Source organism: Halomonas sp. GT (assembly GCF_002082565.1).
GTDB lineage: Bacteria > Pseudomonadota > Gammaproteobacteria > Pseudomonadales > Halomonadaceae > Vreelandella.
The window spans coordinates 1,730,641-1,745,742 of sequence record NZ_CP020562.1; the positions used below are offsets into that span (position 1 = coordinate 1,730,641).

Genomic DNA, 15,102 nt, shown 5'->3' on the forward strand with positions numbered 1-15,102 from the left:
TGTTTTGAGAAAATGGAGACAAGAGCGACTAGCCTGGGTGTTATATCAACGGCAAACGCGACAGCGACAGTTGGCAGGTGTCTGAATAGGTGCCTAGGGTTGATTTTAGCGTTGGGTAAAAAGCTAAAGATAAGTGATTGAGCCAAATAACGTTATGGCATAGTATTTAACGATGTTTTAAACACTCGTTTTCTGGAGGGCGCTATGGCGCAATCTGATACGGTAACACGTATCCTCGATACCGCTGAGGTGCTGTTTGCAGAGCGTGGTTTTGCTGAAACGTCGCTACGCAATATAACCAGTAAAGCGCGGGTTAATTTGGCCGCCGTTAATTACCATTTTGGTTCTAAAAAGGCGCTTATCCAAGCTGTGTTTGCGCGCTATCTAGATCCCTTCTCGCAACGTTTTCATACGGCGCTTGATGATCTTGAAGCGCAGTACAACGGTGATGTGATTCCTCTTGAAGTACTGTTGGAAACAATGGCAAGCACGGTGTTGGCCGTGCCTGCTGAGCGCAATAGCTTGAAGGTGTTTATGCGTCTTCTAGGGTTGGCGTATAGCCAGGCACAAGGGCACTTACGACGTTATATCCAGCAGCAGTACGGTGACGTGTTTACCCGTTTCACTGAGCTAGTGCGTCAGGCAACGCCAGATTTACCAGATGCTGAGCGTTTTTGGCGGCTGCATTTCATGCTGGGCACCGTAATTTTTACGCTGTCTGGTTTAGATGCACTGCGAGACATTGCCGCGAAAGACTATAATGAGCAAGTAACAGTGAGGGATTTGGTAAGACGTTTACGCCCTGTCGTAGTTGCCGCCATGAATGCACCGCTGCCGCCTGCTGCTGATGAAGGACATTATGCGAACGCCTACGCTAGCTGATCTGCCCCCGCAGAATGATGGGTGGATAGAAATCAATATCAAACAGCAGCAACTAAGCTGGTGGAAAGGGCGTACGTTGCTGCACACGTGTGCCGTGTCGACCGGCGAGAAAGGTGTAGGGCAGCAAGAGGGCAGTGGTCAAACCCCCCTTGGATGGCACTATATCCGCGCATCCATAGGTGACGGTTTGCCTAATAATGCCGTTTTTCGCGGGAGGCGGTGGACTGGGGAGGTATTTACGTCGGCACTTGCGATTGAATTCCCGCATCGTGATTGGATATTAACGCGTATTTTGTGGCTCTGTGGTTTAGAGAGAGGGGTGAATCGAGGCGGGGATGTCGATACTCAACGTCGCTTCATCTACCTTCATGGGACTCCACCTGATCAACCGATGGGCGTAGCCGCTTCGCATGGTTGTATTCGGTTGCGAAATGATAACTTGGTGTATCTTTTTGAGCATGCGCCGCCGGGCACACCCGTTTGGCTTCATGATGGCCAAACCTAGGCAACTTATTATTGATTTTTTGACACGAGAGATTGATCAACTAAAATTGACGGCCCTTTTGTTGGATCCATCACAATGACTCAATCTTTAGGCCCGGTCATGCTCGACCTTGAAGGGCCGCGATTAACCAAAGCTGAAAAACATCTTTTGATGGACCCTGCTGTGGGCGGTGTCATTTTATTCGCTAGAAATGTCGAGAATGCTTATCAGGTTAGAAAGCTTTGCAGTGATATTCGTCGTGTCCGCGGTGAGCTGTTGCTTGGTATTGACCAAGAGGGCGGTCGCGTTCAGCGAATTAGAGAAGGCGTTACTCGCATGCCAGCTATGGCACGTATTGGTGATCAATTCACTGAGGATTCGGCATCCGGTCTTGCATTAGCAAAAGATGCGGGTTGGTTGCTGGGCATGGAAATGGCTGCCTGCGGTCTTGATATCAGCTTTGCTCCTGTCTTAGATGTCGACAGTGGTATATCTAGTGTTATCGGTGATCGCAGCTTCAGCACCGACCCTGCGCATGTCGCTGTTCTAGGGCAGAGTTTTATAAATGGTTTGCATGAAGCGGGTATGGCGGCAGTAGGTAAGCACTTTCCTGGTCACGGTGGCGTTGCCGCTGACTCTCATGTGGCATTACCTGTAGATGATCGCCCGCTGGCGGCTATAAAACAGCGTGATCTTGTTCCGTTTAGCCAGCTTGCGGCTCAGCTTGATGGCGTTATGCCTGCCCATGTTATTTATAGTGCATTTGACTCACGCCCTGCTGGTTTCTCTCCCAGTTGGTTGGGAATGTTAAGGGAGTCTTTAGGGTTTAAAGGTTGCATTTTTTCAGATGATTTAAGCATGGCAGGTGCCCATGAAGCGGGTGACCCTAAAGCGCGCGCCAGTGCTGCCCTTGCCGCAGGATGTGACATGTTGCTGGTCTGCAATGACCGCTCTGCGGCGTTAGAAGTTGTTGAAGCATGCCAAGGATTACAGAGTAAACGACCCACCAAGTTGCGCTATGGGCGTGCCCGCCCAGACGTTGATGCGCTAACGGCACTAGGCCGCTGGCGGCGTACACACGCTAAATTAGAAGCACTAGCGAATTAACCCTTTCTTTTCTTATATTTTTTCGTCTTTAAGTTATTGACTAGTTAACCCCTTCTTGGAGTAACCCGATGTCCAAACTGGATAAAGAGGCGCTTGAGTCGCTTGACTCAATGCGTGAGCTAATGGATAACGCTGACTGCTTAATTTCTCAAGAACAAGTTGAGCGCGCACTGGACCGAATGGCGGAGGCAATTAGCAAAGATCTAGGGGATAAGTTACCGGTTTTTTACTGCGTTATGAATGGCGGCTTGATCACCACAGGGCACCTGCTAACCCGACTAGGTTTCCCTCTTGAAGTCGATTATCTGCATGCGACCCGTTATCGTAACGAATTGCGAGGCGGCGAACTTTTTTGGCGTGTTTCGCCAGAAATTCCTATGGCGGGTCGCCACGTAGTCATCGTCGATGACATTCTTGATGAGGGGTCTACATTAGCCGCCATTCTTGCCTACTGCGAGGAAGCCCAAGCAGCAAGCGTTACTACGGCAGTGCTGGTGGATAAGCAGCATGACCGTAAAGCGGTACCAGGCTTAAAAGCCGATTACTGTAGCCTTGAAGTCGCAGATCGCTACGTGTTTGGCTTTGGTATGGATTACAAAGGTTATTGGCGTAATGCCCCAGGGATTTTTGCTCCAAAGGGCATGTGACGATTGGGCTTAGCGGGGCGAAAAGCGCCTAGCTAGGCCTGTTTCTGCAATCATTCGGGTTGATATCTCTTCTACTGAAAAGCGCGTCGTATCGATAAACGGAATGTGCATCGAGCGATATAGTGATTCAGCCTGTTCAACTTCTTGTAAACACTGGTCCATTGAACTGTAGCGGCTGTTTGGACGTCGTTCGTTGCGTATTGCCGCCAGCCTGCGAGCATCAATCGTCAGACCAAACAGCTTGTGTCTATGGGGAGCTAATGCCTTAGGCAGCTTTAAACTACCATCTTCATCCAGGTCATCTTCAGTTAGTGGGTAGTTAGCTGCTCGAATACCGAATTGAAGCGCTAGATAAAGAGAGGTGGGGGTTTTTCCGCAACGTGAAACGCCAACCAAAATAATGTCTGCTTTATCGTATTGGTGCGTTCGTGCACCATCATCGTTGTCTAGCGCAAAATGGACGGAATGGATGCGATCCATATATACGTCATCGCTACCAATCGAATGCGTTCTGCCGACGCTGTAAGAAGAGTGTGTCTCTAGCTCCTGCTCTAGCGGTTCTAAAAAGGTTGAGAAGATATCCACCTTGAATCCAGAAGCTTGTCGAATGACGTTGCGAATATTCTGATCCACAATGGTATCAATGATGATTGGGCGCTGGCCGTCACGGGTGGCGGTGGACTCGATTATTTCCGCTAAAGCTTGAGCCTTTTCTAACGTATCAATGTAGGGCTTTGTCAGCATATCAATTTCAACATCACTAAATTGAGCTAACAGGCTACGCCCAAGGCTTTCTGCCGTAATGCCAGTACCATCAGAAATAAAAAAGGCTGTTCGCTTCATTACTAAATCCGTCAATAAAGAAAGTTACTATTGTGGAGTGGGGCGTGGATTAGCACAATCATTGCCAGGCAATTCACTTGGCGATTCGTTTTAAGCTAATTTAATAAAAACTACCTCATTAAGACTACACAAAAAGCCCTTTATTGCACTTTGTTGTAAAAATCCTCCACTCCGTTCGCTATTAGACCAATGGCGAATGCGATACGTCGATGCTAGTGTGACATGGTCAATTAGAGTCGGCCTGTCAGGTCGCAAAGCAGTCTAAAAGCGAGGGGGTTGCGTGGAACAGTACATTCTATGGTTCGATCAGCTAGGTATGGCAGACGTCGAACGCGTGGGTGGTAAAAACGCTTCGCTTGGCGAAATGATCTCGAACTTGTCAGGTGTAGGTGTGACAGTGCCTGGTGGATTTGCCACGACGGCTCATGCCTATCGTGAGTTTCTCTCTCACGAAGGGCTAAATGATCGCATTAACGCCACCCTTGCTCGCCTTGATGTCGATGACGTCAAAGCGTTGGCAGAGGCGGGCAAGACTATTCGACAGTGGATTATTGATACGCCGCTCCCCCCCGCATTTGAACATGCTTTACGCGGTGCTTATGAGCAGCTTCAGGCTAAGCATCCCAGTTTGAAAGTAGCCGTACGCAGCTCAGCAACGGCAGAAGATTTACCTGATGCGTCTTTTGCTGGTCAGCAGGAAACGTTTCTTAATATTGAAGGTTTTGACAATATTAAACAGGCGGTGCACGAAGTTTTTGCATCGCTATTTAATGACCGCGCGATCTCTTACCGCGTTCACCGTGGATACGCCCATGAGAATGTGGCGCTGTCTGCGGGTGTGCAGAAGATGGTTCGTTCTGAGACAGGCGCTTCCGGGGTTATGTTTACACTGGATACCGAGTCTGGTTATCGCGATGCGGTGTTCGTCACTGCTTCGTGGGGGCTTGGCGAAACCGTCGTCCAGGGGGCTGTCAATCCTGATGAGTTTTATGTGCACAAGCCCACGCTTGAGGCTGGCCGTCCGGCGGTGCTTCGTCGGACGCTGGGCTCTAAACTAATCAAAATGATCTATGGGCAAGATGCCAGCGCCGGTAAATCAGTTGAAACTGTTGATGTGCCTCTTAAAGACCGTGGTCGGTTCTGTATTGACGATGAGCAGATCATGGATCTTGCACGGCAAGCCATGACCATTGAAAAGCACTATCAGCGCCCGATGGATATCGAGTGGGCGCTAGATGGCGATGATGGTCAGCTTTACATCGTTCAAGCGCGTCCTGAAACCGTCGTTTCACAACAGGAAGGAGGCAAGTTGGAGCGCTTCCATCTGCGTGAGAAAGGACGCACGCTAATTACAGGGCGGGCGATTGGTCAGCGGATTGGACGTGGCACGGTAAAAACAGTATTAAGCCCAGAAGAAATGGACAAGGTTCAAGAGGGTGACATCCTGGTAACAGACATGACCGACCCCGATTGGGAGCCGATCATGAAACGTGCGTCAGCGATTGTTACTAATCGAGGTGGACGAACCTGTCACGCGGCCATTATTGCGCGGGAACTGGGTATCCCAGCGGTAGTTGGTTGCGGGGATGCAACCACTCAGCTTAAAGAAGGTATTGATGTTACGGTGTCCTGTGCCGAAGGCGACACTGGGCACGTATATGAAGGGCTTCTGGCATTCGACTGTAAGGTTTCAAGTGTCGATGCGATGCCGGAAATCCCCTTTAAGATTATGATGAACGTTGGTAACCCAGACCGTGCATTTGGCTTTGCTGGCTTGCCCCACGCTGGGGTTGGCCTTGCTAGGCTCGAATTCATTATTAATCGTATGATCGGTGTACACCCTAAAGCGCTGTTGGATTACGACACGCTGCCGGCTGATCTTCAGCAGGTCATCGATTTGCGCACCGCCGGTTACGATGATCCTGTCAGTTTCTATGTTGATAAGCTGGTCGAAGGAATCTCAACCCTGGCCGCTGCTTTCCATCCTCAGCGAGTGATCGTAAGGCTCTCTGATTTTAAATCAAATGAGTACGAAAACCTCATTGGCGGCAAGCTTTATGAGCCCGGTGAAGAGAACCCAATGCTTGGCTTCAGAGGAGCCTCGCGTTATATCTCGGATGCCTTTAGGCCTTGTTTTGAACTTGAGTGCCGAGCGCTTAAGCGGGTTCGTGAAGAAATGGGCTTTGATAACGTAGAAATTATGGTGCCCTTTGTTCGCACGACTGATGAAGCGCGCGAGGTCGTCGAGTTGTTAGCAGCTAACGGCTTGCCGCGGGGCGGTGAGTCTAATCCTGATGGCTTAAAAGTTATCATGATGTGCGAGCTGCCAGCTAACGCGCTACTGGCTGATGAGTTCCTCGAGTATTTTGATGGTTTCTCTATTGGTTCTAACGATTTGACCCAGCTGACGCTTGGTCTTGATCGTGACTCGGGTATCGTTGCGCATCTGTTTGATGAACGAAATCCAGCGGTGAAAAAGTTGCTAGCAATGGCTATCAAGGCATGTAAAGCACAAGGCAAGTATGTGGGCATTTGTGGTCAAGGCCCTTCTGATCATCCGGATTTGGCCAAGTGGTTAATGGAACAGGGAATTGATTCTGTCTCTTTAAACCCAGATGCAGTGCTTGAAACCTGGTTTATGCTGGCGGGTGAAACCATCGAGTAATGCTGTCTCAAAGTCCTGTCTAACAGGGCTAGCTCACAGGACTAGCTCAGAATGCCAGCCCACAACACCAGTGAGAGGCATCGTGGGTTTAGTTGCTTATCTTCGCCCGGCCATTGTGCCGGGCGACTGCGTTTTATAGGCTACGCTGTGGTTGATATCGAGTGCTGAAGCGTCGTGAGGGTCATGTGCGCTAGTCACTGTCGTTGGAGAGAAAAGCATGTTGCCAAAACGGGTTTTAACGCTAACGGGCTTAATGTTAGTGCCTCTATATAGTTGGGGATTTAGCTATGAAGCGCCCTCTATTACTCCCGAAGTGGGGACTGGTTTTGAAGAGAAGCCTGGCTGGGAGGCTTCAACATTTGCGGTAGCAGCGGCAAATCCGTTGGCAACCGATGCCGGTTATCAGGTGTTGAAAGCAGGTGGCAACGCCATTGATGCTGCAGTAGCGGTGCAAATGGTGCTAACGCTCGTGGAGCCACAGTCGAGTGGTATTGGCGGTGGCGCCTTTTTAATGCACTACGATGGTCGTGACGTTCAGGCTTATGATGGCCGAGAAACTGCACCAGCGGCAGTGACCGGCGAGCTATTTATTGAGGACGGTGAGCCACTTGATTTTGCCGACGCAGTGGCAAGTGGTTTATCTGTTGGGGTGCCTGGAACTGTACGTATGTTAGAAATGGTTCACTCAGAACATGGCCAGCTGCCATGGAAAGACCTTTTAGCGCCCGCCATTACCCTTGCAGAAGAAGGCTTTGGAGTAAGCCAACGATTGCATACAAGTTTAGCCAACGACAAAGATTTACGTGAAAACGCGCTCGCGAGCGACTTTTACTATGCCGATGGTGGAGAGCCGATAGCCGTTGGTGAAACGCTTAAAAACCCTTCGTTGGCCGCTATTTTGCGCCGGATTGCTGAAGAGGGTAGTGCAGCACTCTATGAAGGAGACATCGCTCAAGATCTTGTGGAGCGTGTTCAATCTCATCCGGTACGCCCAGGTGTGCTGTCGTTAGATGATTTGAGTACCTATGCGGCGCTGGAAAGGGAGCCACTGTGTACGCCTTGGCAGCAATGGGAAGTTTGTGGCTTTCCTCCACCCTCGTCGGGGCACTTAACGGTCATGCAAATTTTGGGCATGTTGGAGCAGCAGCCATTACTTGAAGCGCCTTTAGAGAATGGTGTGAGTAGCAGTGGTTGGCTACACCAGTTTTTAGAGGCGTCTCGCCTAGCATTTGCAGACCGTGGACGCTATATCGGCGACCCAGACTTTGTTGAGGCGCCGGGGGGAGATTGGTCACTCATGCTGGCGCCGGATTACTTAGCTAACAGAAGTGCCTTAATTGATGAGCAGAGCATGGGAGATAACGCTAAACCTGGTAATCCTGGTGAGCTCTCCGTTAGCTTTGCAAGCCAACCTGATCAGCCTGAGTATGGTACCAGCCACATTAGTATTGTGGATGCTGAGGGCAATGCAATTGCGATGACTACCACGATAGAGCAAGCATTCGGTTCACGTATTTTGGCTGATGGTGGAACCGGGATGGCGGGTGGTTATTTGCTGAATAACGAGCTGACAGATTTCTCATTTGTACCGGAGGTCGATGGTGAGCCCGTTGCTAACCGTGTTGAACCAGGCAAGCGTCCTCGTTCAAGCATGAGCCCAACCTTAGTATTTGATCAAGAAAGTGGCGAGTTGGTTGCAAGCTTAGGGTCACCAGGTGGTGCAGCCATTATTCATTACACTGCTCGTACACTGCTGGCCATGCGCGACTGGGGACTAAATGCACAAGAAGCGCTGAATCTACCTCACGCCATTACACTGGGTGGTGATGTGTTTATTGAGGAGGGGCGCTTCCCTGACGATACTATTGAGGCACTCCGAGAGCGTGGGCATACCGTCAACGAACGTGAGCTTACCAGCGGGCTGCAAGCTATTATGCGCCTGGAAGACGGCAGCTTATTTGGCGGTGCTGATCCGCGTCGGGAAGGCATTGTTATGGGCGATTGAGTCTCGTAGAGAGGGCTTTGCTATTGGCGTAGCCAGTTGCGTAACTTTACTAGCATTAGACCGCCGTCGCTCAGCGCACGGCGGTCTTCTATTAGCTCGCTCAAACGATCTGGATAGTCGGTGATTATCGCATCAACACCAAGGTCTATCAGAGTCGACATGCGCGTTCGGTCATTAACTGTCCAGGCATGTATTTCGTAGTTATAAAGCGCAGCCAATCGAACTTCATGTGGTGTGATGCGATTATGGCGAAGGCCTAAAGCATCAAATTGGCGTCGATCCAATGTGCCAGCTAAGATTAGCTGGGCGAGTAAGGTAACGCGTAATTCTGGTGCTTGCTGCTTTAAAAAGGTAACCATACTTGGTGACATGGTCGCCATACGCATTTCCAAAAATACATTCGGAAACCCGCAATTTGCGTTTGCATTGAGTGCGTTATCCTGGGTTGCCCAGCAGCGGTAACGAGTGTCGCTTTCTGCCTCAAGCGTTGCTAATACAGCGCGAGCGAGTTTCTCTTCGTCGCCCGGAGAGGGCTTCATGTCAATCATTAAGCCTGCGCGTCCTCTCACGAGCGCCAAAGCATCATCCAAACCGGCAATTCTCTCGTTTTGAAAAGCATCGCCAAACCAGCTGCCAACATCAACTTGGCTCAACTCTGCTCGAGTGAGTGAGTCAAATTCTCGCCGATCGCCTGTTAGTCGGGCCAAGCTACGGTCATGATAAAGAAGCACTTGGTTATCAGCGCTCAGGCGAACATCCAACTCTATGGCATCGGCACCGTCTTCAAGCGCTTGTCTTATTGCGGATAAGGTATTCTCAGGTGCTACCATTGAACTGCCACGGTGTGCGATGACCGCTACGTTATCGCGTATTTCAAAGCTATTGAGAATCCACCAAGCTTGTAGCCCCGCCAATAGCAGTACGCTTAGCTCAATCGCCCACGCAAGGCGGCCTGGATGGGCGTTTTCTGATCGAGGTGAAGGGCGAGTCTCTCGAAAAGCCAGTTGTAAGTAAAGGCACGCTGACAGGAGGGCATTAGTGGCAATGCCTAAGAATGTAATGGTTAACGTAACGAGTACGTAACTGGTTAAATAAGCCAACATTGCTGGAATCAGCACAGCATTATGTTCGGGTAGCCCCCATAACAGAGGCGTCACGACACTATCAAATAGCCATGTAGAGATAATCGGTAGGCTGATAATAACGATCAGCAGTGACAAAACCGCCACACCAATTGAACGATGCCAGCCGCGTGTTAAGCGCACGCTACGCTTAAGCGCTTGTAAAGGAGAGCAGTTGTCCAACGCTACTAACGGTAGCGCTAGTAACCAACGCAGATATAGCCATGCGGCAAGCCCAAGCCAGATAATCAGTAATGGCAGTGAGCAAGCAATAAAATACCAAAGCGAGGCTGGACGAGCTTGTTGTAAATAGTAAGGATCTATACCGCTTAACCACACATCATAAAGCCACGTTAAGCCCATCATAAAAGGGGCTAGGAGTAGCAAGTGGGAGCCCACCTGAAGAATTACCAGGCATGCGAGTGCTGGTAAGCGACGGGTACTCAACCAAAGCGCTTCAAAGGCGAGTCGATAGTGGTTATCTTTAGGTCTGACGGCCACCAGCAGCATGCCCGCTTGTTGCCAATAAATCAGTAAGAATGCAAAACCAAGGCCCACGAGCATTGCAATTAACCCCAGTGGACTAAAAAGCAGTGCAATCAGTGCATCATTGGTTACCACTGCTCGATTGAGCTGCGCTAGTAACGCCCTTGAGACCCATGCAATCATTGGCACTAAAAGAGCAGAGGCTAACAGCGTAAAGAGCAAGTGATAGGCAATGAGAGGACGAAGATGGTCGCGAAGAGTTCGAAGTAGGGTGTAGCCCAATTGGTTTAGCGGCTGCATGGTCACAATTTTGTCAGAGTTGAATTACCAGGGTGGCACTGCGCGCCACACCTGGCAAGCCCTTGTCTCAGGAAAGCTCAAGCGGTTTTTCGGCGATAATAATGCCGTTGTTATCTGCGTAAAGCCATTGTCCCGGATGTAGCGTGACGCCTGCAAATGTAACTGGGATATCACGGAGTCCTTCGCCGCGCTTTTCGCTTTTGCGTGGGTGATTACCTAATGCTTGAACGCCAAGTGGTAGTGTGACAAGAATATCCACGTCTCGCACACAGCCGTACATCACCACACCTGCCCATCCATTTTTAGCAGCTTGTTCGGCGAGCATATCACCAAGCATGGCACAGCGGTGTGACCCGCCAGCATCCACAACCAGCACTGCACCATCACCAGGTTCGGCAACGGCTTGCTTAACCATTGAGTTGTCTTCAAAACACTTAACGGTGCGGATAGGGCCATAAAAACTGTCGATGCCACCATAGTTGGCAAACATCGGTTCTAGTACTGTCACGTCAGGGTACGCATCACATAAATCTGGTGTGACAACAGGGGTAGCATATGTCATTACACACTCCTATGAAGCATTGTCTTAAAATTAGCCCATGAAGACCAATTGATGAAAGTCAGACGGCCATAAAAAAACGCCCCAACCTACAAGTAGGTTGGGGCGTTCGGTCATCGGCTCAAAAAGGTGACATTGTCATCCTTCTTGCGATGTTGCGAGCATCGGCGATAGGTTCGGTACTGCAAGAGCATTAAGCTTCTTGAGCAACCGGAATCACGTTCGAGGCGATTTTTTGATACTCCTCGATTTCGTGGAAGTTCATGTAACGATATATTTCTCCAGCGAGTGCGTCAAATTCACTCATGTAACGCTGGTATTCTTCTACGGTTGGAAGGCGACCTTCCACAGCAGCTACGGCTGCGAGCTCCGCTGAGGCGAGGTATACATTTGCACCATCACCTAAGCGGTTCGGGAAATTACGTGTAGACGTAGACACAACGGTGCTTTTCGCTGCAACGCGTGCCTGGTTACCCATACACAGTGAACATCCCGGCATTTCCATACGGGCGCCAGCACGGCCATAAATGCCGTAGTAGCCTTCTTCGGTAAGCTGGTGCTGATCCATTTTGGTCGGCGGCGCTAGCCAAAGGCGCGTTTTCAAGCTGCCCGCAGGCTGTTTTTCAAGTAGTTTACCCGCTGCCCGGAAATGACCAATGTTGGTCATACAAGAGCCGATAAATACTTCATCAATTTTTTCGCCAGCAACATCTGATAGCAGACGAGCATCATCTGGATCATTGGGCGCACAAAGAACGGGCTCTTTTATTTCGCTCAAATCAATTTCGATGACTTCAGCATAATCTGCATCTTTGTCAGCACGCATCAGGCTTGGGTTCTCAAGCCATGCTTCCATACCTTCGATACGACGGCTGATAGTGCGTTCGTCACCGTAGCCATTCGCAATCATCCACTTTAACAGTGTGATGTTCGATTTAAGGTACTCAGTAACGCTTTCTTCGGACAGAGTGATTGTACAGCCTGCTGCACTGCGCTCTGCTGAGGCGTCAGAAAGTTCGAAAGCTTGTTCGACGGTTAGGTCTTCAAGGCCTTCAATTTCCAATACGCGACCAGAGAAAGCGTTCTTCTTGCCGGATTTCTCAACGGTAAGCAGGCCTTTCTTGATGGCATAAAGCGGAATGGCGTGAACCAGATCGCGCAGTGTAACACCCGGCTGGCGCTCACCCTTAAAGCGAACCAGCACGGATTCCGGCATGTCCAAAGGCATGACGCCAGTCGCGGCAGCAAACGCTACTAAACCAGAACCTGCCGGGAACGAAATGCCCAACGGGAAACGAGTGTGAGAGTCACCACCGGTGCCGACGGTGTCGGGCAGCAGCATCCGGTTCAGCCAGCTGTGGATAATGCCGTCACCAGGGCGAAGAGAGACGCCGCCACGGTTCATGATGAAATCAGGCAGTGTGTGATGCGTATCCACATCGACAGGCTTTGGATAGGCTGCTGTGTGACAGAATGATTGCATGACCAAGTCGGCCTGGAAGCCAAGACATGCTAAGTCTTTCAACTCATCGCGGGTCATCGGCCCAGTCGTGTCCTGAGAGCCAACGGTGGTCATCTTCGGCTCGCAATACATGCCGGGGCGCACGCCATCCATGCCACATGCTTTACCCACCATTTTCTGAGCAAGAGTGAATCCCTTGCCAGTATCTATCGGTTGGTCTGGGAGGCGGAAAACATCAGAGGGCTCAAGACCCAGTGATTCACGCGCTTTACCTGTAAGGCCACGACCGATGATCAACGGTATGCGTCCACCAGCGCGCACTTCGTCAAGGATAAGCTGGGTTTTGAGCTCAAATGTTGTCAGTACCTCGTCGGTGCCGTGCTTGCACACTTTACCTTCATAAGGATAGACATCAATGATATCGCCCATTTCCAGTTTGGAAACATCCATTTCTACCGGAAGTGCACCAGAGTCTTCCATTGTATTGAAGAAGATGGGCGCGATTTTTGCACCGAAACAGAAGCCGCCAGCGCGCTTGTTAGGCACGTAAGGAATGTCGTCGCCAAAGTACCAAAGAACAGAGTTAGTGGCAGATTTGCGAGAAGAGCCGGTGCCTACAACATCACCTACATAGGCAACGGGGAAGCCTTTCGCTTTGACGCTTTCAATTTGTTTCAGCGGGCCGGTTGTTCCTTGAACTTCAGGCTCAATACCCTCGCGCTCGTTTTTGAGCATAGCGTTGGCATGCAGCGGGATGTCTGGGCGCGACCATGCATCAGGTGCTGGTGATAGATCGTCGGTATTGGTTTCACCGGGAACCTTGAAGACCGTTAATGTGATCTTCTCTTCCAGCGCAGGCTTGGAGAGGAACCACTCTGCATCAGCCCAGGACTGAATAACGTCTTTGGCGACTGCATTCCCTTTTTTGGCACGCTCTTCAACGTCATGGAACGCATCAAACATGAGAAGGGTATGCTTGAGCTGTTCACCAGCTTCACGAGCAAGCTCTTCATTGTCTAATAGTTCGACCATGGAGACGATGTTGTACCCGCCCTGCATGGTGCCAAGAAGTTTAACGGCATGGATCTTATCGATCAGCGGAGAGGTTGCTTCACCTTTAGCAAGCGCGGTCAAGAAGCCTGCCTTTACATAGGCAGCTTCATCGACACCTGGGGGAACTCGATTAGTAATTAGATCAAGAATGAACTCTTCTTCACCTGCCGGCGGATTTTTAAGTAGCTCAATTAAGGCAGCAACTTGTTCTGCGTTCAGGGGCTTGGGCGGTACGCCCTCTGCAGCGCGTTCCTCGACATGTTGGCGGTAAGCTTCAAGCACGTTGGGGCCCTCTCATCTTCTTAATGGTGACGAGCGCATACCCACACGGTATTGAGTATGTGCCCGGACACGTGACATACGCTTGACAAACAGCGTCTGGTGGATGAAATGGATTCTACGGGAAACTGTCGACAATGTTAAGACAGCAAGCTCTTGAGGGCCTTGTACTTTATGTTGAGGAGATGGCGCAAAGTTTCTTAACAACAAATTTTTTTCTTAATTAATCCAGTGGGTGGAAGTTTTTTACCGAACAGGCGTAATTGTGGGTGAGGGCACGTGTGATTATTGTGATGCCGCGTTACCATACTGTTTGACCATTTCGTCGTATCATGATCATTACGACAGTAAAATCGCGAGTATCGAAGTGTGGAGCTTCAATATAAGCGCAATTTTATATTAGTAATGTGCTATATAAAAAGTGCTGTTACAGCTTATTCAATGGCGATCGTAATGGCAGGGAACAGACGCCAATGGCGTTTATATGTTGTACAATAGTGAGATAAGCGCTTGGTAATGGTGTTATGTCGATACAATTAAATGCGTTACAACCCGTAGGTCATGCGCTCCAAGCGGATGATCTACTCCCGGAATGTCTTCATCAGTTTCTTGCTTGCCCAACGCCTGATGCTTGGTTGCAGTGGGCACTTGAACACCCTGAGACACTTCTTATTGACCACGCTCAGTGTGAAAAAAAAGCCGCTTCAACGGCAATGAGCCTGCTCTACCGTTATGTTGATCAGCCGTTACTGTTGAGCAAGATGTCGCAATTGGCGCGAGAAGAGCTGCTGCACTTTGAGCAGGTAGTCGGCTTAATGGAAAAACGGGGCGTGACGTATATGCATCTTACTGCGTCACGTTATGCCGAAGGCTTGCGTAAGCATTTGCGTAGCAATGACCCTGAACGCTTAATTGATGTGTTAATTATTGGTGCGCTCATTGAAGCACGCAGCTGCGAACGCTTTGCGCGATTAATACCTTATTTAGATGAAGAGCTTGCCAAGTTCTATCGCACGTTAGTGAAGTCAGAAGGTCGTCACTTTGAAGACTATTTGCTGTTAGCAAGACAGCAGACAGCTGCATCAATAGACGACAGAATCGCCTTTTTTGTGGCGCGTGAAGCGGAGTTGATTACTTCGCCAGATACGGCTTTTCGTTTTCATAGCGGTGTGCCGGCTTGAGCCACTGCTAGTCTAGGTAGGATATGTA

At 50.0% G+C, this 15,102-nt stretch carries 11 protein-coding genes; 7 read left to right on the forward strand and 4 right to left on the reverse strand.

Going from position 1 to position 15,102, the window contains the following annotated elements:
- Positions 1-204: 204 nt before the first annotated feature.
- The 4 genes from B6A39_RS08095 to B6A39_RS08110 all read left to right on the forward strand — a co-directional run bounded on the left by B6A39_RS08095 (position 205) and on the right by B6A39_RS08110 (position 3,120).
- Positions 205-882, forward strand: coding sequence for a TetR/AcrR family transcriptional regulator (locus B6A39_RS08095; RefSeq protein WP_083003655.1), 678 nt, complete (start codon positions 205-207; stop codon positions 880-882).
- Positions 860-1,387: a L,D-transpeptidase gene (locus B6A39_RS08100; RefSeq protein WP_083003660.1), complete on the forward strand. Its 528-nt coding sequence runs from the start codon at positions 860-862 to the stop codon at positions 1,385-1,387. The genes B6A39_RS08095 and B6A39_RS08100 overlap by 23 nt, the downstream gene beginning before the upstream one ends.
- A 75-nt stretch (positions 1,388-1,462) precedes the next feature.
- Positions 1,463-2,473, forward strand: a complete 1,011-nt coding sequence (gene nagZ, locus B6A39_RS08105; protein ID WP_083003665.1) for a beta-N-acetylhexosaminidase — start codon at positions 1,463-1,465, stop codon at positions 2,471-2,473.
- A 68-nt stretch (positions 2,474-2,541) separates the two neighbouring features.
- On the forward strand, positions 2,542-3,120 hold the full coding sequence (locus B6A39_RS08110; protein ID WP_009723414.1) for a hypoxanthine-guanine phosphoribosyltransferase: 579 nt from the start codon (positions 2,542-2,544) through the stop codon (positions 3,118-3,120).
- 9 nt (positions 3,121-3,129) lie between these two features.
- Here B6A39_RS08110 and ppsR read toward each other — a convergent pair whose 3' ends face one another.
- Positions 3,130-3,963: a posphoenolpyruvate synthetase regulatory kinase/phosphorylase PpsR gene (ppsR, locus tag B6A39_RS08115; RefSeq protein WP_083003669.1), complete on the reverse strand. Its 834-nt coding sequence runs from the start codon at positions 3,961-3,963 to the stop codon at positions 3,130-3,132.
- Positions 3,964-4,243: 280 nt separating this feature from the next.
- Between ppsR and ppsA the strand changes: the two genes are divergently transcribed.
- Positions 4,244-6,628: a phosphoenolpyruvate synthase gene (gene ppsA, locus B6A39_RS08120; protein ID WP_083003674.1), complete on the forward strand. Its 2,385-nt coding sequence runs from the start codon at positions 4,244-4,246 to the stop codon at positions 6,626-6,628.
- A gap of 217 nt (positions 6,629-6,845) precedes the next feature.
- A complete protein-coding gene (gene ggt, locus B6A39_RS08125; protein ID WP_083003678.1) occupies positions 6,846-8,633 on the forward strand; it encodes a gamma-glutamyltransferase in 1,788 nt (595 codons plus the stop codon).
- A gap of 20 nt (positions 8,634-8,653) precedes the next feature.
- Here ggt and B6A39_RS08130 read toward each other — a convergent pair whose 3' ends face one another.
- The 3 genes from B6A39_RS08130 to acnB form a co-directional block, all read right to left on the reverse strand.
- Positions 8,654-10,540 (reverse strand): glycerophosphodiester phosphodiesterase family protein, encoded by a 1,887-nt coding sequence (locus B6A39_RS08130; protein WP_083003681.1) that lies wholly within the window; start codon positions 10,538-10,540, stop codon positions 8,654-8,656.
- 67 nt (positions 10,541-10,607) lie between these two features.
- Complete coding sequence (gene rraA, locus B6A39_RS08135; RefSeq protein ID WP_083003684.1) at positions 10,608-11,102, reverse strand: ribonuclease E activity regulator RraA; 495 nt, start codon at positions 11,100-11,102, stop codon at positions 10,608-10,610.
- A 190-nt stretch (positions 11,103-11,292) separates the two neighbouring features.
- Positions 11,293-13,896, reverse strand: a complete 2,604-nt coding sequence (acnB, locus tag B6A39_RS08140) for a bifunctional aconitate hydratase 2/2-methylisocitrate dehydratase (RefSeq protein ID WP_083003687.1) — start codon at positions 13,894-13,896, stop codon at positions 11,293-11,295.
- Positions 13,897-14,417: 521 nt separating this feature from the next.
- Between acnB and B6A39_RS08145 the strand changes: the two genes are divergently transcribed.
- Positions 14,418-15,074: a tRNA-(ms[2]io[6]A)-hydroxylase gene (locus B6A39_RS08145; RefSeq protein ID WP_083003690.1), complete on the forward strand. Its 657-nt coding sequence runs from the start codon at positions 14,418-14,420 to the stop codon at positions 15,072-15,074.
- Positions 15,075-15,102 lie beyond the last annotated feature (28 nt).